The sequence below is a fragment of the Enterococcus sp. DIV2371 genome (assembly GCF_050498525.1).
GTDB lineage: Bacteria > Bacillota > Bacilli > Lactobacillales > Enterococcaceae > Enterococcus_B > Enterococcus_B mangumiae.
This window is the reverse complement of sequence record NZ_JBIPAJ010000001.1, coordinates 1,165,686-1,189,674: the sequence shown is the minus strand read 5'-3', so window position 1 is coordinate 1,189,674 and position 23,989 is coordinate 1,165,686. Positions and strand designations below refer to the sequence as shown.

Sequence of the window (23,989 nt, the reverse complement as noted above, 5' to 3'; positions counted from 1 at the left end):
TTTATAATGATTATAATTAAGATATCCATTCAACCGTTCTAGATTAAAATTATTATAAGCTAGACGAGAAAAACATGCAAGTCATTCTCAATTAGATTTTTTTGCTAATTTTGTCACACCATCTTCTTGTTTGATCAATCCTTGTTTCAACAAATTACCTAAAGCTCGCTTAAACGCACCTTTACTAATACCAAACGCACGTAGAATTTCTTCTGGGTCTGATTTGTCCGTAAAGGCAATTTGTTGATCTGCTGAACGTTCTAAGATCGTCAAGATCATTTGTGCATCATCAGAGATCGTTTCGTGTGCACGTGGTTTCAACGAAATATTCAACACGCCATCCGGTCTAGCACCAACGACACGTCCTTCTAGTTTCTCACCTAAACGTGGTTCACGGAAACGTTCGGAAGGATGAATGAACCCAATATAAAAATCATCCGTCAATAAATACGTACCAGTCAGTTTTAAACGATAAGCCGTACCTGAAATATTTTTGTTTTTTAGTTCTTCCGATCCATGCTTACTTAGTGATTTGAAGATTCTCTCTTCTGCAAGACTTCCCCAAATGCGGTCTTTTGCATCTACTCGTAAAGCAATCATCAATTGATCGCCTTTTTTCGGCCACAATTCAGTCATTGTTGGCAATTCGTCTAAAGAAACAACAAAATCTTTGTCTGGTAGACCAATATCAACAAAGACACCTAAATCTTTTCTTGAAGAAGTGACAGTTCCAAAGGCATAATGTCCGATACGACTTTTAGGAATCACCGTTGTAAAACGATTTTCTTGTTTTTGGTTTTGATAACCAAACCCTTCGACTGCTTCGCCGATCGTATGCTCCCCTTCCTCTTTACTCAATCGGAAAGTTTGTCCGTTTTTTTGGACAAAATAGTTTTTTTCATTTTCGTCAATTACCATTGCGGTAAATACGTTTGCTAATAATTCGTTCATTTTCTTCTCCTTTTCTAAAAGGCCTCTGTATTCCAACATTTCTTTGCTATCATAACATAACGGCTTCTTAATGGATAGAGATTCTCCATAAAAGGTTGCGTTGACAATGTTCAGTCAGAATAAGCCGTAAAATCCGAAATATCCTCATATTTTGGATTCTACGGCCTATTTTTAATGTTGTAACAGAAGCATTCATGCGTTTTGGAGGCTATCAGACCACTGATCTAATTACTCCCGTTGCCGCCAAACCAGCCAGTTTTACAATTGATCGTAACGATATAAAATGGTAACGCACTCTCGCCGATGCCATTCATCAAGGATGATTTAGTAGAAGTCGCATAAAGGTTATAGTAGCCTTCGCCGTTTTCGATGCGAGCTTTCTCTAATCTATAGCCACCTTCAACGATATATCCTCGGGCAATGCTAGTTGCGATCACTTGTTCTTTGACTCCAGGCGCCCAATTCCAAGCCGGATTTGAAGCATCTGCCACGTCACTAGCCCTTGTTTCCATGATTGGTCGGTTTGCTGCGTTTGTCGCTGGAGTCGTTTGTGTTGACTCCGTTTGCTGTTGGGCAGCTGCGTCGGCTTGTTCTTGTGCTTCAGCTTGTTTTGCTTCTTCTGCTTTTCTGGCTTCTTCTGCTTTCTTCGCTTCTTCAGCCTTTTTCGCTTCTTCTTTTTTCGTTAATGTTTCATTGACTTTATCTAGTTGAGTCACAAGTTCTTTGACTAACTCTGCATTTTTCACTTTCGCAACTTCGGCTTTTGCAGAATCGTACTGCTCTTTCGTCGCTGAATCTTTGACTTTTCCATCTGCATAAACAACCGCAGTCTTTTCTTTAGCTGTTTGTAGTTGTTGGTATTGGTCTGTTGCTTCAGCGACTGCTTTGTCGATCAATTGTCCAAAAGCTGTATCTTCTGTATCGATTGTTTGGACTGCTTGATCAGCTTTTAGTTTTGGTTCTGCAATCAATTGGTCATCTTCGATCACAGGTGTCGTAAACCATTCGTTGACAGTTTGGATCTGTTTGATCTTTGATTGGATGTCTTCAAAGTTATTTTCCAGCTCTTCATAGCCTTTTTCGTCTTTGACTTCATTCAATGAAGCTCTTAATTTTGACAAGTCTTGATTGATCATACTTGTACGAATAAACTGTTCATCATCATCTAGATAAAACGCAGATAAGTCTGATTGTAAATCAGCTATTTTATCTTGTTTTCGTTGTGTTTCTGCTGCAATTTCTGCTTGGACTTTTTGCTGATGATCATAATAGAACCAACCACCTGCACCAAGCAAAAGTACTGCCGCACTTGTCAGATATAGACCTTTTTTAGATTTCTTTGGTCCTCGATCATTTGGTGATTCTTCGTTTTTGATCGATGCACTACTTGCTTCTTGTTTCTCCACTATTGGCTGTTCAGCGGGTGTCTCCACCGCCTCAGTTGTTTCAGGAGATTCTATCGTTTGCGGCGCATCGGTTAACTCAGCTTCTGTACTTTCAACCTTAGAAATTTCCTCTTCTGTCGGTTCTTCCGTAGAAACTGGATCATTTTCTTCTATGTTTGTCGTTACGTCTACTTTTTCTACTGTACTTGTTGAAGAATCTTCGACCGCTTTATCTTCAATGATTGTTTCTTCTGTTGGTTCTTCTTCGGTTGGTTCTTCTTCGGTTGTTTCTTCTACTGGTAACTCTTTTGTTGCATCCGCTTGAGATTTTTCAGGAACAACTTGGTCGCTTGTGTCTTCCGACAAACGAATATCGACTGAATCCTCACCCGTTGCCGCCGCTGTTTCGATCATTCGAAGCAGCTCTTTGGCATGTTCTTCTGTTGTATCTTCTCGGTGTGCTTTGATATAAGCAGCTAAAATGGAATTTTCTTCTTCATTATTCACTGCCTCTTTTAGTTCAGCCACCCGTTTTTTCTGTTGGGCTTTTTCGATTTGCTCAGATGTAGCAACGCTGTCTGCATCCGCCTTTTTTTCGTCAAGATGGGTGGTTTCTTTTTTATCTGTTGGTTCATCCTTAGATTCATTGCTCGTGTCAGTTGAGTCAAATAATTCCATGACAGACTCCAATGGCAGATCTTTTAGTTCTGACCATTCGATTGGATCATTTACGATACTGTCTGGATAAACTTCCTCAGATGTTTCATCTGACGATTGATTATCATCTGATTCAGGTAATTGTGTCAGTTCATCTTGTTGTGGTTCAAAGTCACATTTTGGACATTTCGTTTGATCTTTGATTTCTTCTGATCCACATTTTGGACATTTCTTAATCACTTAGCGATCGGCTCCTTTACTAGGTTTTCGCTACCATTAAATCTACCATAATCTTACCCACACGCCAATAGGATATCATGAGGATTTTATAAAAAAACAAATAAGTTATTCAACGAAAAATAAATAACCGATGTAATAAACTAACCTGTTTAAACGAACGTTTGTTGAAAGTCATTTGAATCGTTCGATAAAAAACAAACCCTCAACAGCCGGAGAGATCTCCTACTTTGAGGGTTTACGATCATTCAAGCAAAATAGTTTGCCTTTTTGCTAAAAAATCATTTCTTGCTTATTCCAAGAAATCTTTTAATTGTTTTGAACGAGATGGATGGCGAAGTTTTCTCAACGCTTTTGCTTCGATTTGTCGGATACGTTCACGAGTTACCCCAAAGACTTTACCCACTTCTTCCAAGGTACGTGTACGGCCGTCATCTAAGCCAAAACGCAAACGTAAGACATTCTCTTCACGGTCAGTCAAAGTATCTAAAACATCTTCTAATTGCTCTTTTAACAATTCATATGCCGCATGTTCCGCAGGACTAGTTGCTTCTTGGTCCTCGATAAAATCGCCTAAGTGTGAGTCGTCCTCTTCACCGATCGGCGTTTCTAATGAAACAGGCTCTTGAGCGATTTTTAAGATCTCGCGTACTTTTTCTGTAGGAAGGTCCATTTCAGCACCGATCTCTTCTGGCGTTGGTTCTCTTCCTAAGTCTTGTAGTAACTGACGTTGGATACGAATCAATTTATTGATTGTTTCGACCATATGCACCGGGATACGGATCGTACGAGCTTGGTCAGCGATCGCACGTGTGATGGCTTGACGGATCCACCAAGTAGCGTAAGTTGAAAATTTGAATCCTTTACGATAGTCAAATTTCTCAACAGCTTTCATCAATCCCATGTTACCTTCTTGGATCAGATCTAAGAACTGCATACCACGACCAACATATCTTTTGGCAATACTTACGACTAAACGAAGGTTAGCTTCAGCCAAGCGTTGTTTTGCTTCTTGGTCACCTTCTTCGATCTTCAATGCTAATGCTACTTCTTCTTCTGCAGTTAAAAGGGAGACGCGGCCAATTTCTTTGAGGTACATCCGAACAGGATCATTGATTTTTACGCCTGTCGGTGCAGAAAGGTCTTCTGTTTTTGCTTGTTCTGCTTTTTTCTCTGCACTTTTCAGACTATGGATCGATGGTTCACCATTTTCGTCAACGACGCTGATACCTGCGTCCTCCACTTTTTGGATCAACTTATCCATTTCATCTGCATTTAAAGTGAATGGTGTCGCAAGTTTATTTGATAAATCATCATAAATCACTTGCCCTTTTGGTTTATTTTCTTTAATGAATGCTGCCACTGCTGCTTCATATTTTTTAACATCTGTTCCATTTGCCATAAAAGAAGGCCCCCTTTAAGTAGCTATTCGGCTTGTTTTAACTGTTTCGTTAAATTAATGATCTCAATCGTCAATTCCAATTCTAACTGCTTGTTCCCTGTTCGTCGTGCTTCTTGCTGCATCTGTTTTTTCGTTATGATTTCTTCAGCTAAGCCCGATTTACTGATCACTCTCAGCAAGTCTTGGATCTCACGTGGCGTACTTTCTTCAGCCATTCGCATATATTCGATCTCGACCACTATCCGCCTTAAATTTTCATCTTGCAAAAAGTCTAAAAACTCCGCAAGTTTGAATTCTCCATTTTGAGATACGTACGCATCAAATAAAAAATAAATCTCTGCGTAAGTATCATGAATAAATTGAACGCCTTGTTCCTTGAGTAGATTACGCACAGCAAGTTCTTTGAACGCTCGATACAACAGCATCTGTTCTGCCTTTTCAACCTGCGATAATGGTCGTTTTTGTCTGACTGTACCAGATTTTACGACCGGCGCTTCTGCTGCTGGTTGCGATGGCTCTTGCTTACTTGGCTGATTCTTTCGTCGCAGATCCCGTATTTGTTTTTGCATCGTTTCACGACTCAGCTGAAATTCTGCTGATAACTGCGTCAAATACATGTCTTGCTCAATCGGCGAAACAACCTTACTCAACTCACTTAATACTGCTTCAAGATATTCGATTTTGTCTTTTTCATTTTCTAGGTTTTTTTCATGCTTCAAATAACGTGATTTAAAAGCAAAAATGGTTTCTCGTCCATGTAAAACCAATTCTTGAAAAGCCTCTTCCCCGTACTTTCTCAAATATTCATCCGGATCGAGCTTTTCTGGGATCGCCACAACGGACAGTTGCATTCGGCTATTTTGACGCAGCAATTCGATTCCTCGATTGGTTGCTTCGACGCCGGCACGGTCACCATCATAACAAAACACTAATTCTTTTGTTAATTTTTCCATCTGTTGGATCTGTTGCGTTGTTAAACTTGTTCCCATGGAGGCCAAACCAGTCTTCACACCCGCTTGCCAAGCAGCGATAACATCCATGAAGCCTTCGAATAAGATGATCTCACCCGACTTGCGGATCTCACTACGGGCTTTGTCTAAGTTGAACAATACTTGCCTTTTGTTGAACAGTTCCGTTTCAGGGCTGTTCAAATATTTGGGTTGATCTTTCGTATCATGTTCACCAGGCAAATAACGACCAGAAAAACCGATCGTACGACCTTGTCCATTACGAAGCGGAAACATGATCCGCTGATAAAAACGATCCGACATCCGACCATCATCATGCGTAACAAACAAACCGGATTGTTTGAGCACTTCCTCAGAGTACGCTTCATTTTGGAATACTTGCTGTAAAAATGAGCGTTCATTTGGTGAAAAACCGATGTTGAATTCTTCGATCAATTCGATCGTCAAGCCACGTTCGAGTAAGTAGTTTAAGGCTGGCTCACCTACTTTAGTGTGTAACAGCATGTGATGATACACTTCAACCGCTTTTTCATGGGCCGCAATCAGTTTGCCGGTTGCTGTATCTGTTGGAGTAGTCAGCGTTTGTTGACGCCATTGATCTTCGAGCTGGATCTGTTCTAGATCCGCTACCTTGATCACTGCTTCAGGAAACGACAAACCTTCCAATTCTTGAAGAAACGTAAAGACATTACCGCCTTTTCCACAGCCAAAGCAATGAAAAATCTGCTTATCTTCTGCAACCGAAAACGACGGTGTGCGTTCTTCGTGAAAAGGACAGAGACCTAAATAATTTTTCCCAGATTTTTTTAACTGGACGTATTGCCCAATCACCTCAACGATATTCGTTTGATTACGAATCGTTTCAATGGTCTCTTGAGGGATCCTTTGAGCCATCTTCTCACCCCCTGCATTAGTTGATATCTCATACTCATTGACAAGACATTTCAGGAGAATAACCGGTAAAAAATCGCACTAACGAAAATCAGTGCGATTTTAAAGGACACAATTATACATGTTTCATTGTACCATAATCCTATACTTTTTCAAGTGATAGATACCGGATTAAATGACATTTTCTTTTACTTTGATTTGAGGTGCTTTATTCGCATTTACTTTATTCAATAATCTGTTTTGAATGCCTAATTTCCAGTAGCCCAAACGTAACGCGACATTTAAAATCATGAAGCCAATAAAGTAAGGCCAAGTGCTTCCTAGTCCAAGGTTGACTTCTAATAGATGATGGAAAAGTAGTGCCGCCACATAGATACCGACCACTGTTGTCACTGCCAAAAAGATCCGTAATGGATTGAATGGCAAGCAGGCCTTGATAACTGCTAGACAGCTGATTCCAATCAACAAATAATACATCAGTGTGGTCGTTTCTCCAGACGTCCATCCTTGACTATGTCCAATCAAGTAGATCGCCACGGTATTGAAAGCGACAAGCAACGCATTCGGTAAAGCATTGACCAACGCAGTAGGCAGATAACGATAATCGACTTTTCGTTTGTCATTTTCAAACGATAAGAAGAAAGATGGATATCCTTCAATCGCAAGATCGATCAACGTGATCTGGATCGGGATAAACGGAAATCCGATCGCTGTTACTGCACATAAAATCGATAAGATAAATGAATAGATCGTCTTGATAAAGAAGATCCCCGAAACTTTCGTCACATTATTCACGACACGACGTCCTTCAAATAACACTTCAGGTAATGTCGTGAAATCTGAATCAAGCAAGACAAGATTGGCGATTTGACGGGTCGCTCCGTCTCCTTCTGCCATGGCAATACTACAGTCAGCTTCACGTAAAGCTAATACGTCATTTACACCATCACCTGTCATTGCAACGGTTCGTCCACTTGCTTTCAGCTCGTTGACCAACAATTTCTTTTGTAGCGGACTTACTCGTCCGAAGACGGTGTATTGGTGCGCTGCTTTTCTTACTTCTGCTTCTTCTGTCAAATCAGACAGATCGACATAAGATTGATAATTCGGCAAACCAGCACGGCGAGCAATATTAGACACTGTAAAAGGATTGTCTCCAGAAATTACTTTCAGGTCTACTCCTTCTTCGTGCAAGTATGCTAACGTTTCTTGTGCGTTCTTACGGATTGGGTCATCGATTTCAAATAATGCAATTGGTTCGACTCCTTGAGGTTCAGCTGACGACAACGTTTGATTCGGCGCCAGTCCTAACATCAAGACACGAAATCCATTTGCTTGTGCTTCAACTAAACTTTCTGGCAATTGATCTTCTGCTACCAATCGTTCAGGGGCACCGACATAGATGACACCTAGTTCAGGAAATTCCATCGCTCCCCATTTGCGGTCCGATGAAAAAGCTAATTTTTCGCCGACATCGTAGCGATTAGAAATCTCGAAGTACTCTCTTAACGCACGCATCGTTACGTTGTTATCGCTACTTTCAGCAAGATACGTACCCATGATCGTAGGGATCATCTTTTCATAAGCTTCATTTAATGGTTCTACTCGTTGGATGCTCATTTTCCCTTCAGTGATCGTCCCTGTTTTATCAAGACATAATGTATCTACGTGTGCCAAGGTTTCGATCGAGTACATATCTTGTACTAAGATCCGCTTCTTCGCTAGTTTAGTGACACCAGTCGTCAAAGCAATACTGATCAATAAGACTAATCCTTTTGGCAACATTCCCAGTAAGGCTGCCGCAGAGGCCACAACTGACAATTGGATCGACGCATTGCGGATGAACAAAGCTTCCAAGAATAAGATGATCCCTAAAGGAATGATCACAAAACTTGTAAATTTCGATACTTTTCTGATTGATTCCACAAGTTCTGAACGAATCTCTTTGTGGGTTTTTGCTTCATTAGTCAATCGGACAGCATAATTATCTGCCCCGACACGAATCACGGTCGCAAAAACAGACCCGCTGGTAAGGAAACTACCTGAAAGCAATTCCGCCCCTGTCTCTTTGACGATCAAATCAGATTCACCAGTCAATAAGGCTTCGTTCGCTTCTGCTCGTCCGCTGACTACTTGTAAGTCTGACGGGATTTGTTCTCCCGCACCGATTTTTACAAGATCGCCTAAGACCAGTTCTTTTGTTGCGATCTTCTGCTCTTTTCCATCACGTATTACGGTTACTTCAGCTTGAGAAACAATCGATAAACGACGGACAAGATTTCTCGCATGGATCTCCTGATAGATCCCCATGGAGATATTTACAAAAATGATTGCTAAGTAAGCCATGTTTGAATAAGCGCCAACTAATAACAAGCAGAGCCCTATTCCTAAGTTCAAAAAATTGAATAACGTTAAAATATTATCGCTGAAAATCTGTTTCGTACTTTTCGTTGCATCCTCTTGGTAATCATTTTGCTGACCAGAGGCACGTCTTTGACTTACTTCATTTTCTGTAAGTCCCTTTAATTCTTTCATATCCATATCACGCCAACTTTCAAAAATAATCACTCCAATTAGTCTAGCTGTTTCTACGATTAAAAACAACTTGTTTTTTTTACTTTTAAAAAAAGATAGAAAAATCAAAAACAGTATGTCTGTTTCCTATCTTTCTATCTAATATGATGTATGACTTAAAATTAACCATAGCATACGTGGATCTTACAGCTGATTGATCGTCTATCTGAAAAGCGACGAAATACACGCCTTTTTTCCGCTTCTTATGCTCTTACTTGTACTGCTCTTCTAAACGGCTCATCCACCAACCTAACGCAGCACCAGCAACGAATAGTACAGGACAAGCTAAGATACCTAAAATCCCAAGTCCACTGTAATTTGTTGGGATGATCATGATCGTTGATGCAAAAACAATGCCTAGAATAAAATGGAATAACTTGCTGTAAGCTTTCGAGAAAATAAAGTCCATCACTTTAGATAAACCTAAGACACACACGATCCCACCGATCGCAATAGGAATGATGACTTCTAGACGCACTTCCTTAAATCCATCCGCCATGGCTTTGTACAGCCCCATATAGACTAAAAAATTCGATGGGCTTAACCCAGGAACGATCATTCCTAGACCAATCAAACCGCCTGCCATCAACCAAGTATAGACATTTTGTTCTACTTGACCATCGAAAAGGCGTGCGCCATATAATAAGAAAAGATAGCCTAAAATAAATGTCACGACCATGATGAGTAGATCTGTTTTATTTCGTCCTTTTTTACCTGATTCTTTCCACAATGCTGGTACCGTTCCGGCGATACAACCGACAAAAAACCACAATATCGTTGTCTCATAGGCACCTAGTAAAAAACTAACTAAAAAAGACAATAAGAATACACCAGTGACACCGCCTAAACCAACTGGTAAAAAGAACAAGAAATTTTCTTTAAAGTTTCTCGTGATGTGCGCCAAGAAAGAAATCAACCGTTCGTACATCCCGAATACTGCTGCTAAAGCACCGCCACTGACTCCTGGCAGGATAAACCCTGAACCGATAAACATCCCTTTGAAGAATCTTAATCCCCAATCTTTCGATGTATTCTCTCTTTTCTCTATTACTTTCTGATTTTCTTCCACTCGTCCAAGCACTCCTTCTTTCTATTCATTGTATTTCACTTTTTGTCATACTTTCATTTGCAGTCCGTTCGATCAAAGAGCCTAAAAGATTTTTTCGTACCATTCAAGCAACTCTTGATTCATCTTGACTACATCTGCATAAAACATATTACCACCATTATGGTATAAATATCCGCCATTATAAAGTAATGACTGGATTCGCCAATAGCGATAGGTTTTTTTATCATGATTTCCTAAAAGCGGACTCAGCACATCTCTTGAATACTCTTCAGCTAGACTGACTGTATTCTTTCCGCCTCTTTCTTTGACATAAGCAATATAATCTTTGCCAAAATTGTACGCTTGGATCGCTGTCGGAAGGTCGCAACCTAATGCTTCTGCCTCAGCTATCATCTCTGAGAGGTACTTCACCCCTTGGTCAATACTTCCCGCTTGTGTCGTGATCGCACCCATTTGGCCATAGGCACTCTCTGAACTTTGCATCAAATCGATGCCCTTTCCTCTTGATTCAGTCAGTATGATTGCCTTCACTAGATTCTCGTGCTCTTGCATTTGATACTTTTCTAGCGCTGTCGAAATTTCTGTCTGATAGTTTTCGACACGCTTGATCGATTGATACGTTCTACCTAACAGAAAAAGAATCGTTGCCAAAATCGTGAAGACAAATAGACCTACGATCATGCGGAAGATTGATTTTCTTTTTTTCTTCATCCAAACCCACCTAGCTATTTGACATCTTTTTTTATCTTACTATTTCTTTTCATTCTTGGCTATTTTTTATCTGTTTTTTCTTATTTAATTTAATAAAAAATGAATGTTTTATTTCCACTCTCATCTTACGAAAATGATCGTTCGTTTTATAGTGTTTCGATTTCTAAAATTAGATAAAGAGCGTTATAATCCAAAATAGTAGGTGATAAATGTGAAAAGAGAAAAGAAATTTGCAAAAATGCCAGATGGAACTGACATCTATTATGAGAAAAGTGGAAATGGCTTTCCCCTGTTTCTACTTCATGGAAATGACGGAAGTGGTGATTTTTTTTCAAAGCAAGTCCCTGTTCTAGAACAATATTTTACGATCTATCTCATAGATAGTCGTGGCCATGGACATTCAACTAATCAAGCGGGAACGTTGAATTTTCGTTTGATGGCAGATGATCTATTGACAGTGATGCTAGTAGAACAGATCGCCCAAGCAAATATTTTAGGATTTAGCGATGGCGCCAATCTTGCCTTAGTTTTTTCAAGTAATTATCCCGATAGAGTCCACCGCTTGATTTTGAATTCCGGGAATACACTGTTGAATGGGGTCCTTTGGTCTTCTCGACTACTCAGTGCTTTTCACTACTTCTTTGTGTGGCTGCGCTCGTTGTTCCAGCCTAAATTGCGTCAGCATTTATTAGTCATTGATTTATTACTTCATGATATTGGGCTCACGACACAGGATTTAGAAAATATCGCTTGCCCCGCACTGATCATTGTCGGAAAAAAAGATGTGATCAAACTGAAACACTCGCTTTATCTAGCGAAAACGATGCCTAATGCTTCATTTGTCCTCGTTTCAGGACAAGGACACCAATTGGCACGTCAAGATCCAGAACGCTTCAATCAGGAAGTTTTAGACTTCTTGACAAAATAAATTTGAAAAACAGTAGGTGATTTTTTGTTCAAGCAAATCATCGAGTGGTTCAAAAGCCACTTGAGACTTATCAAAACGATTTTTTTGATTTCCGTATTAGTTATTATTATTCGCGAATTGATGACGATCAGCACATTGTTATCTGCTGACCAGTTAGCTCAAACTTTTTCTACAATCCCTCTTTGGAAAATCGGCGTGATGTTTTTGATTGGGTTGATTTCGATACTTCCCATGATTGGTTATGATTTGATTTTCAACAAGTTACTCGATCAAAAGCAAAAGCCATTATACTTATTTGAAACAAGCTGGATGATCAACACGATCAATAACATTGCGGGATTTGGCGGCTTCGTCAGCATCGGGTTACGTTCCGAATTATATGGTCAAAGAAAAGACAGTAAAAAAGTCATGCAAGCTTTATCTAAAGTATTTTTGTTTTTGATGGCTGGTTTATCCCTTTATAGTTTAGTTTCTTTTTTCATGGTCTTTTTCACACCTGTCGCGCCATTTCTAAAACAATATTGGATCTGGTTGATTGCCGGCGGATTGTACTTCCCAGTCGTGTTTCTTTTTACGACGCTCAAAAAAGAAGGCTACGTTGGCGGCCTTTCATTCAAAATCCAAAATCAATTGTTACTTGTGTCCTTACTTGAATGGACGGGTGTCTTAGGGTCATTTCTTGCCGTTGGCTATTTGATGGAGATCCCCATCGATTTATGGCAGACGATTCCTTTATTCATCGCCGCTTCCGTTATCGGGATCATCTCTATGATCCCAGGAGAAATCGGTAGTTTCGATGTAATGATGATCTTTGGTTTATCGGCTTTAGGCATTCCAAAAGAAACCGTCGTGATCTGGATCTTGCTTTACCGGATCTTCTACTACTTTATTCCATTTTTCATTGGATTGATTTTCTTCTTCAAAAATGTCGGTGTTTCGATCGATCAACGTTACTCTGGTATTCCAAAACAATTGGCGACACAGATTGCTCGAAAGATCCTTGTCGTCTTGATGTACTTTTCTGGCATCATGTTGGTTCTTTCAGCAACGATCCCGCAAGCATTTGCTGAGTTTCGTTGGTTGCATCATCTCAATCCAATAAAGTTGCATTTTATCGTACAGTTCCCAAGCATTTTGCTAGGTTTCTTGTTTGTCATCATGGGACGAGGGATCGCTGCCAGAGTCAAACGGGTGTATTGGCCAACCATTTTGCTGATCCTTATTTCATTGGTCTATGTTGGATTGAATGATCTAAGCACGACTGGGATCATATTCCTACTGTTGCTGTTAGGGATCGTGATTGCTTCACGCAATGAATTATTTAGAGATCAATTCATCTACTCATGGGAATGGCTGACGATCGATGGATTGATCGTCGGTGCCTTGACCGTTTTATATATCGTGATCGGTGTGTATAATATGCCGACTTTCCCTCATCGCAATCATCGATTTATTTCATTTTTTCTGTTTCCATCAGAAAAAATCTGGTTGTCAGGTTTCCTAGCAATCTTAGCAGTTACCTTTATCATGATTTTGTTCGTCCACTATCTCCAAGGGAAAAAAGCGCAGGTCGGACAGGAATTAGATGAAGAGGTTGCACGAACTATTTTAGAAACTTACGGCGGTAATTCGGATAGTCAATTGATTTTCTTAAAAGATAAACGAATGTTTACTTATGAAAAAAATGGCGAAGCCACAGTTTTATTGCAATTTGCTAGTTATAACAATAAATGCGTAGTGATGGGCGACCCTTCAGGTAAAAAAGAAGATTTCCCTGAAGCAATTGAAGCGTTTATTGCAGAAACAGATCGCTTATGTTATTTACCAGTCTTTTATGAAACGAGTCAAGAACTAGTCATGATCCTCCATGAATTTGGCTATGACTTTATCAAAATGGGCGAAGAAGGACATGTATCGTTAGCGGACTTTACGACTTCTGGGAAAAAAATGAAAGGAACTCGCGCGATCCTAAATCGTATCGAACGAGAAGGCTTTACGTTTGAAGTATTACAACCCCCATTTTCTTCCCAACAAATGGCTGAGCTAAAAAGAATCTCCGACCGTTGGTTAGGTAGTCGTAAAGAAAAAGGCTTTTCACTAGGATTCTTTTCAGAAGACTATCTACAACGCGCACCGATTGCGGTCGTTAAAAACGAACAAGATGAACTAGTCGCTTTTGCTTCGATCATGCCGACTTATACGAATGATAAAGTAGGAACCATTGATTTGATGCGCTACGATCCAGATACTGCCCCTTCTGGCAGCATGGACTATTTGTTCATCCATCTCTTTGAATATATGAAAGAAGAAAATATCCAATGGTTCAATTTAGGGATGGCACCTCTTTCTAATGTTGGAACTTCAAGAAAAAGTTTCATCCAAGAACGAATCGCTTATTTGGTTTATGAATTTGGTTCTCACTTTTATTCATTCCAAGGATTGAGAGAATATAAAGACAAGTATGCGACCAACTGGAAATCTCGCTATACACTTTATTCAAGAGATAGCTGGATCGCTTATGTGATGATCACCTTATTGATCATTGATAATGCACCTGTTGATCAAAAATCAAAGCCATTGAATGGCGTAAAAAAATGGTTTCGTAAATAAAAAAGGATGTCTGATTTTGTCGTTTTAAAGCAAAATCAGGCATCTTTTTATTCATAAAAATTATTTTGTTTCATCTTCAATCAAAGCTCATCAATGGTATATTCAGAATAACCTTCATAAAAATAACTCACATCGATGCCTTTCATATAAAGTTCACGATCGGAAATTTTATCCGTCAACGCGTTAGAGATCAAATAGCTGATTTCTAAGTCATTGATCGGACTACGTTCCATTGCAGATAAATAATCAGACTTATCAATCAAATTCCAGTCAACCACTTTCTGTATCTCAGATTTCAAAATGATAGCTAACCAAATTCTCGTACTTCTACCGTTCCCTTCACGAAAAGGATGAGCAATGTTCATCTCTACATATTTTTTGATGATTTCTTCAAAAAGTAGATTGGGGCATTTCATCGATATGTCTTAAAGCATGTTCCAAATACATAACCGGCGCAAATCGAAAATTTCCCTTGGCAATATTTACTGAGCGAATTTCCCCAGCAAAATCATAGATTTCAGAAAATAAATAGTCATGGATTTCGCATAGCCCTTTGAATGTTCCAATCGCTACTTCATCTATTCTTCCAGAATCATATAATTTTTTTGCTTACTGATTTTTTCTTCAGCTTTTGCTAACTCAACTTGACTGGTCAAGCCTAATTTATTTTCTAAAATCATTGAATTCCCCCTCACTTTTTGTCATATTTTTTAGAAACACAGATAAATCTATTATAACAAATTTATAGACATCGTAAAAACAAGAAAAATCGATGGAAAGCAACAGCTCTGATACGAGTCGTTTTGTGCTTTTAAAAAAATAAAGCGGGAAACCCCAAAAATCCGAAAATTTTAGAGGTCTCTCGCTTATTGATTGGAGCTGAACACTTCTGTTACAACCCCCGGACATACTATTCGAGCAAATACTATGTCCAAGTTTTTTAATTGTTGCTTTTATGAAAACGACTTACGCTTCGATTTCTGTTACCATTCCTGAACCGACCGTACGTCCACCTTCACGAATGGAGAAAGTGGTTCCTTGTTCAATTGCCACAGGATGGATCAACTCAACATCGATCGTCACATTGTCTCCAGGCATAACCATTTCTGTTCCTTCTGGTAACAAAATAGTACCTGTTACGTCTGTTGTACGGAAATAAAATTGTGGACGGTAGTTATTGAAGAACGGTGTATGACGTCCGCCTTCTTCTTTCGTCAATACATATACTTCCGCTTTGAATTTTGTATGTGGTGTGATTGAACCTGGTTTTGCGATAACTTGTCCACGTTCAATATCTTCTCTTTGGATACCACGTAATAAGATTCCTACGTTGTCTCCTGCTTCACCGTAATCCAATGTTTTACGGAACATTTCTACTCCTGTCACCACCGCTTTTTGTGTTTCAGGTTTGATTCCGATGATTTCAACTTCATCCCCCACACGAACAGCTCCACGGTCGATTCGACCAGATGCGACGGTGCCTCGGCCAGTGATTGAAAAGACATCTTCCACTGGTAAAAGCAATGGTTTATCTGTATCACGTTCTGGCGTTGGGATATATTCATCGACTGTATCCATCAACTCATTGATTGCTGCTTCTGCGTCTGGATCACCTTGCAATGCTTTCAATGCAGAGCCTTTGATAACAGGTGTATCATCACCAGGGAAACCATATTCACTCAATAGTTCACGGACTTCCATTTCTACAAGATCGATCAATTCTTCATCATCGACCAAATCAACTTTATTTAAGAAAACAATCAAATATTTCACACCGACTTGACGAGACAAAAGGATATGCTCACGTGTTTGTGGCATTGGTCCGTCTGTCGCAGAAACGACTAAGATCGCACCGTCCATTTGAGCGGCACCTGTGATCATGTTCTTCACATAATCCGCATGTCCTGGTGCATCGATATGCGCATAGTGACGTTTATCCGTTTCATATTCAACGTGTGCCGTATTGATCGTGATTCCACGTTCACGTTCTTCCGGAGCTGCATCAATGCTTGCATAATCTTGAGGATTTGCTAAGCCTTTTTTCCCTAATACTGTCGTGATTGCAGCAGTTAATGTGGTTTTCCCATGGTCGACGTGGCCAATGGTCCCGATGTTTACATGTGCTTTACTTCTATCAAAATGTTCTTTTGCCATAATTAACAAACCGTTGCCAAAAATCTATAAATAGTTCTAAGCAACTATTCAAGTTGTCAGATTAATGTTTGTTTCCTGTTTCTGCGTGTCCGATTTTGCCACTTGCTCGCTACTGTCGTTTGTTCTAACACTCCACAGGCGTCAATTCGGATACAACGAATCCTATATATCTACGTTTTTCTTTTGATTAGAAGCTCGTAGATCAAGCACTGTAACTCGCTAAATTCAGACTGGCATTATGATCCCTATCCGCCGTATAACTACATTTATTGCAATGGTAAATACGATCCTTCAGTTTTAAGTTCACTTTCCTATGCCCACATTCGTAACACAATTTAGAACTTGGATAGAATCTATCTGCTTCGACAAATTCAATGCCGTACTCTTCACATTTGTATTGAAGTTGACGTTTGAACTCATAGAACTTTTGTTGTGCCACTGATTTAGCTAAGTGCTTGTTCTTCATCATGCCCTTTACATTCAATGTTTCAACAACGATTTTCGATGGTTTGGTTTTCACGATCTCAGTCGTTGTTTGATGAATATGGTTCTGACGAAGATTTGCTAGTTTTCGATGTATGTGCCGAATGTTCTTTTCTAATTTATAGATGTTACATGTTTTGACAAATCGGTTTCCCTCCTTATTCATCTCGTATTTTCGAGAAACTTTACGCTGTAACCGACGTAAACGCTTCTCAATCTTTCTTATTTTCTTTGTCTTGTTGATATTTTTGTAGATTTTGCCATTTGAGACAACAGCTAAGTTTTTGATTCCTAAATCAATACCTAGCACTTCATTAGTTAGTTTTTGTTTGTCACATTTTTTTTCAATGCCAACAGAAAGATACCAATACTTGCCATCGTAAGAGATTCGTGGATTGATATATTTCGTCTTCATTGGCAATTGTTCACTAGTTTTTATCCAACCAATTTTTTCAAGTAGAACGGATTTCGCTTTTACTTTCAATTTGACATTGTCATTATAAAAAGCAGGTTTTGTCTTCTTTCTGGACTTAAAACGTGGCTTATCGACTTTTAGACGACTTTTTCCACTAAGACCATTGAACCATTTTTGGTAGGCATCACAAGCGTCTTTGACTGCCTGTTTCGCCACATTATTTGATACTTGGGATAACCAAGCATACTTTGAGCGCTTTTTCATTTGAGTAACATGCTTTCGTAAGGCATTGTTAGTAAGTAATTTCCCACCAAATCGATGGTTCATTTCTTGCATATTCAACACCCAATTAAACACCCATCGAGCAGTACCAGCTGATTGCCTCAATTGTTGTTCTTGATCTTTCGTCGGACGTAGCCTAATTTTCTTAGCCCTTATCACCTTCTTTCCTTGGGTAATATTCGCTCTATGTCCATTCAAATCATTACACTTCAAATCTTGCGAAAAACGCATGGAGGTTATATTCTCTTTTTTTCTCCGTATATTAAAATTTTTTAGCATATCCTTAGATTGATTGGAGAATTTACCGACTGAATATATACTCATTATTCTCACCTCAATAGTAAGGTACGCCAAATCAATCAGTTTAAGCTAACTTTTCAAATGATTTCAGCTCATCGTCCATCACAACCTTTTTCCGATCGAACTCGAAAGCCAGTCGAGCTTACTTTTTGTAAGTTATGAACAAAACCTATTATACGTCAAACTTGGTCAAAGTCAACCAAGTTGTCTCGAGCAATCAAAGACCTGAAAACACTAAAGCGATCCAAGGATTCAGACCCCAAAAATAAGTGCTAAAAAAGCAAACAATGCTTATTGTCCTTTTCTTTTATTCTGTGTTATCATTCGTCTATAAAAGCCGTTACTTTTCACAAAACACGGCTCTAAAGAGATTGAACATCAATTAGCTAGCTGGTTGCTAACTTGTCACCTCTTCTTCCAGTACAGGAAGAAGAAGCCAAGAAACACTTAAAAATTCATGATTTGACTTGACCCATTTGTCAGATGCTTCATAATTAAGAGAGCAACCAAGTAAACTGATAACTAGTATCTGAGGTGGAAAAAATGATGAAAAAACTAATCGGGGTATTCGTTGTACTAGGAATTTTCTTAGGAGGAAGCTTTATCGCCTATGATTATTTTTATGGTGGCGAAACCTATTATACAAAAATCACAACAAACGGAGAAAAAGAAGTCGATTCAGCGGATGATGGCATGGACATATCAGTATATGTCTATGATCAAAGTGCATATAACGCACAAGGGGAAGAAAAAGCAATCACTTTACGAGAAGCACGAGAACGACCTTTGAAGATGGATGCCTATTTAAAACTACTCGTCAATCCACGTAAAGGCGTGATCAGTTGGGAAGAAGTAAAAGCGCCTGACGTCCCTGAGAAAGCCTTAGATCAATTAGATCAATGATTGAAAACTCGCCACTAAAACAAAAAATGGTGGCCTACCAATCACTCACTTACAAAAAAAGCCAACACCCACAAAATTCTGAAGATTTCGTGGGTGTTGGCTTTTTTCTTGGACCTAGCCACTTTGTTCTGTACTGCTAGCTAGCTTTATAAACGATTCAGTACTTCATCAACGTTTTTGATCATCACTGAGATCGTGCCGTCAGGATTATTGACAAATTCAATCAGATCCGGATTACGATAAACATCGACTGGCACGATCAATTCAATGCCGTTAGATAAACGGAATTTTTGTTTACCAAATTTTTTCTCTGAAATTTCTTGCACTTCTCTGACTGGTGGTGCTTCTGGGATAAATCCTTGCTCTTGGACTTCTTCTTGGAATGCCAACTTAGCGGTGATATTTTCTTTGAAGACTTTTTCTGCAATCAGTTCATGATCCAGTCGCCCTTTTTCTTCGATCGTATCATACACCGCCTCTTTTAAGTCAGCCATGATATCGAACTCTTCCGCTTCAAATTTTTTGCCAAGTTGCTTTGCGACTTTTTTGATCACTTTGACATTATCTTCTAAAGAAGGCGCTGGCACGCTCTCGATCACTTTACCAGAGAAGTACCATTCTTTTTTACCAGAAAATTCATAGCGCTTTTCGATCAATTCATAAGTCAAATCGGATAAATTGACTGCCAATGCTTCGTCTGCTTTCTGCGATTTCGACCCAAGAATGGCCCGATTCAAAATCAAACGATTGTCTATGCCTGCTTCATCTGCTTCTACAAAATGAGTATACGCATCCCGATAATTGACTTTCAATAAAGCTAAATACATCACTGTATCCACTTCATACAAAACAACGAAGACATCCGCACTAGGGGCTTCCTCACTTTCCGCATAGATGTCAAACCACCGCTGCACTAACCTTTCGCTTTCTTCAATAAAATTTTCTTGGCATTGTTTCAAGTTTTGTGAAAAAGGACTTTCTTCCGTTAGTTGCCCTGTTTTCGTTTGTGCAGAAGAGATTTTTTGGATTTTCTTTTGTAGGAAATCACGGACAAACTCTTTCGTAAGATCTAATTCTTGTTGTGAAAATACAGGGGAACCTGTTTCTCGATCAATAATATGCAAAATTGCTTTTTTTAAATAGATATCCATCGTTTCATTCCTTTCTGCTCTAGTTTACGGAAATTCAACCAAAAATGCCAGAGACAAAATAGCTCGAGCAAAAAAAAATTATATAACAAACAAAATACATTTCTTTTTTTTGAAAATAAGCTACACTTAAAGTGTACTAAAATCAAAGGAGCTGAAAGTATGAATTCATTAACATCTACTTATCGTTTATCAAACGGCTATGAAATCCCTGTTGTCGGTTTCGGTACTTGGCAAACCCCTGATGGAGACGTTGCTGTTTCCTCAGTAAAAGAAGCTTTAGCTGCGGGTTATCGTCACATTGATACCGCTCAAGGATACAAAAATGAAGAAAGTGTTGGACAAGCTATCAAAGAAAGTGGCATTCCCCGCGAAGAGATTTTCTTGACAACTAAGCTTTGGAATTCAAACCACAGCTATGATTTAGTGATGTCCTCATTTGAAGATTCTTTAACAAAATTACAAACAGACTACGTGGATCTATTCTTGATCCATTGGCCTAATCCAGTCTCATTCCGTGAGAATTGGCAAGAAGCCAATGCTGAAACATGGCGTGCGTTTGAGGAATTATATGAAGCCGGTAAAATCAAAGCAATCGGTGTCAGCAACTTCTTACCTCATCACATGGATGAATTAGCTAAAACAGCAAAAATCATGCCGATGGTCAATCAAGTCTTTCTTGCACCTGGCGAATTACAACCACCTGTTGTTGAGTATGCGCAAAAACATGACATCGTTCTTGAAGCTTACAGCCCTCTTGGAACGGGTAAAATCTTCGATGTTCCAGAAATGAAAGAAATCGCTGAAACTCACAACAAGAGCATTGCCCAAGTAGCATTGCGTTGGTCATTACAACATGGCTTCTTGCCATTACCTAAATCTGTTACACCAAGCAGAATCAAAGAAAATACTGAATTATTTGATTTTGAACTGACAGAAGAAGAAATGAAAACGATCGACCAATTAGATGGCGTCGTTGGTAAAGCAAAAGATCCAGATACTGCACAATTCTAAAGATAAAGGATAGTGATATTTTATGAACCCCGTGGACCGCTTAAATCGTTTACCAAAAACTGTGACCCAAACATTTGATCCAGATTTTATCTTTTTGATCCGACCAGAAAAAATCCAGCATTTTCCAGCTAGAAACTGGTCAAGAGATGAAAAACTTGCGGAAATAAAAAAGCGCTTGGATCATTCATTGATGACGATGCAATGGCAAGGACACGAGGTCATCTATTCACCTGAATTAGTAACCTTTGTCTTACTGCCCAAAAAATAACTCTATTAGCGGGCTGTCAAATCAGGCAACATGCTTTTTACAGCTCCGTTTGGAACTGGTATTTTTCATTAAATCCCAGTTCTTTTTTCTTTTCTATAGGAGGAATAAAAGTTTTTTCTTGATAAACCTTTTCATTTGCTCATTTTTTTCTTATAATCGAAAGGGTATGAATGAAGGAGAGTATTTATGAAGAAAAAACAAAAACAGAAATTATTAAAACAATTCCGTCCTTCTTTAGATGGAATTCGCACACAATTATTCCGCTCATTGGAAGAAGAAAGTTTACGTCGTTATGGGTTACCATTGCAAGTTATGCTTGATCCCAAAAACCGTCATGTCCTAACAATTGGCTTAGCTGGACAAGCAAATGAAGACACACGTATCAATGTCCCGATCGACGATAATTTTACAGCTGTCTTGAAACGTATTCGTTCAGGTGAATCAACGGTTTTTGAACGTTTCCGTGATAACTTGTTGATTGAGATCGTTTCTTACTGGAATGATCAACGGATGAAAAAAGATCAACCAACTGCTCAACCCGTAGCAACACCAGTTACTAACGAAGCGCCAGTAAAAGAAGCACCATCAAAAGAAGTCGATAAAGTAGAGACAGCTTCTCAACCAGTCAGTGAAGAAGTAAAAACGGATGAACAAGCAAGTGACGAAAAAGCTTCGACAGATGCGTTGACTTTTGATGACTTTGCCAAACAAGTAGCAGAATATCCAAAATTCTCTGCTGAAAAAACAGCAGATGCTGTCGTGATCAACGAAACAGTCAAAGATGACACACGTAAACTAGCGGAGATCTCTATGTCCGCAGTCAATGAGTTTACGATCGAAAAAGCGTTGGAACGCAAATACAAAGTGAAATTGACACTCGTTCCACTGATCGAACAATTTGCTGCTACACCGATCAACGAAAGATAAACGTGAACAAATAGATTTCTAATTAAAAAGCAACGGAAATGACAAAAATCGGTCATTTCCGTTGCTTTTTTTCTTTCACAGGTTTGATCAAGAGTTACTCTTGATAAGAGAGGCTCTGGCCATTTATTTCTAATTGTTCATGAAGCAGTTGCATCACTCTCATCCGTTCCTCTTCTGGAATCTTTTCATAGTAGATCCCTGCTTCTCCTAAGATTCCATCGCCAATATACTGCTCCCCTTGTAACTGATGATTGGTGATATTTGATAACGCGGTATGATAGTCATTCATCATTTCGATCATTTGATCTAAGGACATATCTGTCGTACCATTTTCACCTACTACTTCTAAGAGTTGACGATAGTTGAACAGACTTTTAACGGATAGAAACTCATTGACGAGAATATTGACCACTTCTCTTTGCCTTTTTTGTCGACCGTAGTCCGACTCTGGATCTTCTGCCCGCATTCTCGCATATTGCAAGCCTTCCCAACCATTTAATTCCAACTCACCTTCCGGATAATGGATATCTTCTGCTGTAAATTCAAACGCATTATTGACAGTGATTCCTCCCACAGCATCGATCAAGGCTTCTAATCCATCCATATTCAAGGACACATAGTGATGGATCGGTACTTCGAGGTAACGTTCAACGGTATCCACCATCTTATCGATCCCGCCATATGAATGGGCGTGATTGATTTTGTCGATCTTCCCGTCCATATCTGCAAGCTCAACAAACGAGTCTCTAGGAATACTCGTGATCGTTGTTGTTTTCTTTTGATTATTCAAAGTGACTAACATGATCGTATTCGCCCGATAATCCGTTTTTCGGATGGAATTATTGGCGATACCTAAAACTAAAATACTAACTGGCGTATCTTTTTCACGTTGGACGGTTTCTCTTTTCAATGGCTGTTGCATCGAGGTCACCGTCTGTTTTGCATCATAATAAAAGCGAACACCATAGGCGACGCCAGAAGCTACCAAGAAAAAAAGAACCAACATGAAGGCTAACAACCCTTTTTGCTTTCTACTGAACACTCGTTTTTGCTGATGTTTTTTTCTGACCGTTTTTTTAGTGATAAAAGAGAAAAATAAACTATAGCATAAGAAAACGACTAAAAAACTGAGCAGGAAACCTGCGAAGATATCACTTGGATAATGTACGCGCAAATAGATCCTAGAACAAGCGATCAATACTGGATAAAGAGCAGCTACCCAAACGAATTTACTTACCTTTTGTTCTCGATAAATAATGTACATCGTGATCAAAAAAACTAAGAATAATGTCATCGACAAAATCGAATGACCACTTGGAAAGGAGTAAGACGATCTAGAAACCAATTGTTCCACATCCGGTCGCGTCCGATGAATTGCTTGTTTCAGAACATAACCGACAAAACTCACTGTTAAAACCATAGAAACTGACCAAACCGCCAGTTTATGGTACTGCTTCCTCCAACTAACTATCGCAAGCAAGCCAGTGAAAAATAAAGTAGGTAAAATCGTTGCAAGCTTTGCAAAATTGCTGAAAAAAGTGGTTAATCCGGGGATTTCTATTAAATGATCTCGCTGATAAATCGCTAAATCGAGTTGGTTGAATGCAGTATTTTCTGTGATAACTAGTGTGGATAAAGTCGCCAATAAGACGAATGATACAAGTGCTACCACCAATGTTCCTTTTGGTATCTGTTTCATAATAACTTCCCTT

The 23,989-nt window shown here is 39.2% G+C and carries 16 protein-coding genes and 3 pseudogenes; 7 read left to right on the top strand and 12 right to left on the bottom strand.

Going from position 1 to position 23,989, the window contains the following annotated elements; genetic code table 11:
• Window positions 1–87: 87 nt before the first annotated feature.
• The 7 genes from IGL24_RS05565 to IGL24_RS05535 form a co-directional block, all read right to left on the bottom strand.
• Window positions 88–951, bottom strand: coding sequence for a CvfB family protein (locus IGL24_RS05565; protein ID WP_206858838.1), 864 nt, complete (start codon window positions 949–951; stop codon window positions 88–90).
• A 224-nt stretch (window positions 952–1,175) separates the two neighbouring features.
• Entirely contained in the window at window positions 1,176–3,233 is a 2,058-nt protein-coding gene (locus IGL24_RS05560) for a cell division site-positioning protein MapZ family protein (protein ID WP_207699942.1), read from the bottom strand.
• A 289-nt stretch (window positions 3,234–3,522) separates the two neighbouring features.
• Window positions 3,523–4,632: an RNA polymerase sigma factor RpoD gene (gene rpoD, locus IGL24_RS05555; protein WP_010735787.1), complete on the bottom strand. Its 1,110-nt coding sequence runs from the start codon at window positions 4,630–4,632 to the stop codon at window positions 3,523–3,525.
• Window positions 4,633–4,655: 23 nt separating this feature from the next.
• Window positions 4,656–6,494 (bottom strand): DNA primase, encoded by a 1,839-nt coding sequence (dnaG, locus tag IGL24_RS05550; RefSeq protein ID WP_206858836.1) that lies wholly within the window; start codon window positions 6,492–6,494, stop codon window positions 4,656–4,658.
• A gap of 168 nt (window positions 6,495–6,662) precedes the next feature.
• Window positions 6,663–9,032 carry a cation-translocating P-type ATPase gene (locus IGL24_RS05545; RefSeq protein WP_207699946.1) on the bottom strand — a complete coding sequence of 790 codons (2,370 nt, stop codon included), beginning with the start codon at window positions 9,030–9,032 and terminating at the stop codon, window positions 6,663–6,665.
• A 244-nt stretch (window positions 9,033–9,276) separates the two neighbouring features.
• Window positions 9,277–10,134, bottom strand: coding sequence for an undecaprenyl phosphate translocase family protein (locus IGL24_RS05540; protein WP_207699941.1), 858 nt, complete (start codon window positions 10,132–10,134; stop codon window positions 9,277–9,279).
• Window positions 10,135–10,215: 81 nt separating this feature from the next.
• Entirely contained in the window at window positions 10,216–10,845 is a 630-nt protein-coding gene (locus tag IGL24_RS05535; protein WP_206858832.1) for a lysozyme family protein, read from the bottom strand.
• A gap of 211 nt (window positions 10,846–11,056) precedes the next feature.
• Between IGL24_RS05535 and IGL24_RS05530 the strand changes: the two genes are divergently transcribed.
• A complete protein-coding gene (locus tag IGL24_RS05530) occupies window positions 11,057–11,773 on the top strand; it encodes an alpha/beta fold hydrolase (RefSeq protein ID WP_206858830.1) in 717 nt (238 codons plus the stop codon).
• 24 nt (window positions 11,774–11,797) lie between these two features.
• The gene (gene mprF / locus IGL24_RS05525; RefSeq protein WP_207116057.1) at window positions 11,798–14,383 is read left to right on the top strand and encodes a bifunctional lysylphosphatidylglycerol flippase/synthetase MprF; all 2,586 of its coding nucleotides are present in this window, start codon (window positions 11,798–11,800) and stop codon (window positions 14,381–14,383) included.
• A gap of 80 nt (window positions 14,384–14,463) precedes the next feature.
• On the opposite strand, the pseudogene fic reads toward mprF, so the two are convergent.
• The 3 genes and pseudogenes from fic to IGL24_RS05510 form a co-directional block, all read right to left on the bottom strand.
• Window positions 14,464–15,063, bottom strand: a pseudogene (gene fic / locus IGL24_RS05520) (protein adenylyltransferase Fic).
• A gap of 286 nt (window positions 15,064–15,349) precedes the next feature.
• A complete protein-coding gene (tuf, locus tag IGL24_RS05515; protein WP_206858827.1) occupies window positions 15,350–16,537 on the bottom strand; it encodes an elongation factor Tu in 1,188 nt (395 codons plus the stop codon).
• A 202-nt stretch (window positions 16,538–16,739) separates the two neighbouring features.
• A complete protein-coding gene (locus IGL24_RS05510; RefSeq protein WP_429968408.1) occupies window positions 16,740–17,930 on the bottom strand; it encodes an RNA-guided endonuclease InsQ/TnpB family protein in 1,191 nt (396 codons plus the stop codon).
• 633 nt (window positions 17,931–18,563) lie between these two features.
• Between IGL24_RS05510 and IGL24_RS05505 the strand changes: the two genes are divergently transcribed.
• Window positions 18,564–18,920 carry a YxeA family protein gene (locus tag IGL24_RS05505; protein WP_207115416.1) on the top strand — a complete coding sequence of 119 codons (357 nt, stop codon included), beginning with the start codon at window positions 18,564–18,566 and terminating at the stop codon, window positions 18,918–18,920.
• A 146-nt stretch (window positions 18,921–19,066) separates the two neighbouring features.
• Here the strand turns inward: IGL24_RS05505 and IGL24_RS05500 are convergent, their stop codons facing one another.
• Entirely contained in the window at window positions 19,067–20,071 is a 1,005-nt protein-coding gene (locus tag IGL24_RS05500) for a nucleoid-associated protein (protein WP_206858826.1), read from the bottom strand.
• Between the two features lie 159 nt (window positions 20,072–20,230).
• Between IGL24_RS05500 and IGL24_RS05495 the strand changes: the two genes are divergently transcribed.
• From IGL24_RS05495 to IGL24_RS05480, 4 genes and pseudogenes are all read left to right on the top strand, one after another.
• Entirely contained in the window at window positions 20,231–21,082 is an 852-nt protein-coding gene (locus IGL24_RS05495) for an aldo/keto reductase (RefSeq protein WP_206858825.1), read from the top strand.
• Between the two features lie 22 nt (window positions 21,083–21,104).
• Window positions 21,105–21,350: a hypothetical protein gene (locus IGL24_RS05490; RefSeq protein ID WP_206858824.1), complete on the top strand. Its 246-nt coding sequence runs from the start codon at window positions 21,105–21,107 to the stop codon at window positions 21,348–21,350.
• Between the two features lie 186 nt (window positions 21,351–21,536).
• A pseudogene (locus tag IGL24_RS05485) lies at window positions 21,537–21,911 on the top strand (hypothetical protein); the annotation flags it as partial.
• A gap of 108 nt (window positions 21,912–22,019) precedes the next feature.
• A pseudogene (locus tag IGL24_RS05480) lies at window positions 22,020–22,277 on the top strand (hypothetical protein); the annotation flags it as partial.
• Window positions 22,278–22,371: 94 nt separating this feature from the next.
• Here the strand turns inward: IGL24_RS05480 and IGL24_RS05475 are convergent.
• Entirely contained in the window at window positions 22,372–23,976 is a 1,605-nt protein-coding gene (locus tag IGL24_RS05475; RefSeq protein WP_207115415.1) for a phosphatase PAP2/LCP family protein, read from the bottom strand.
• Window positions 23,977–23,989: the final 13 nt, after the last annotated feature.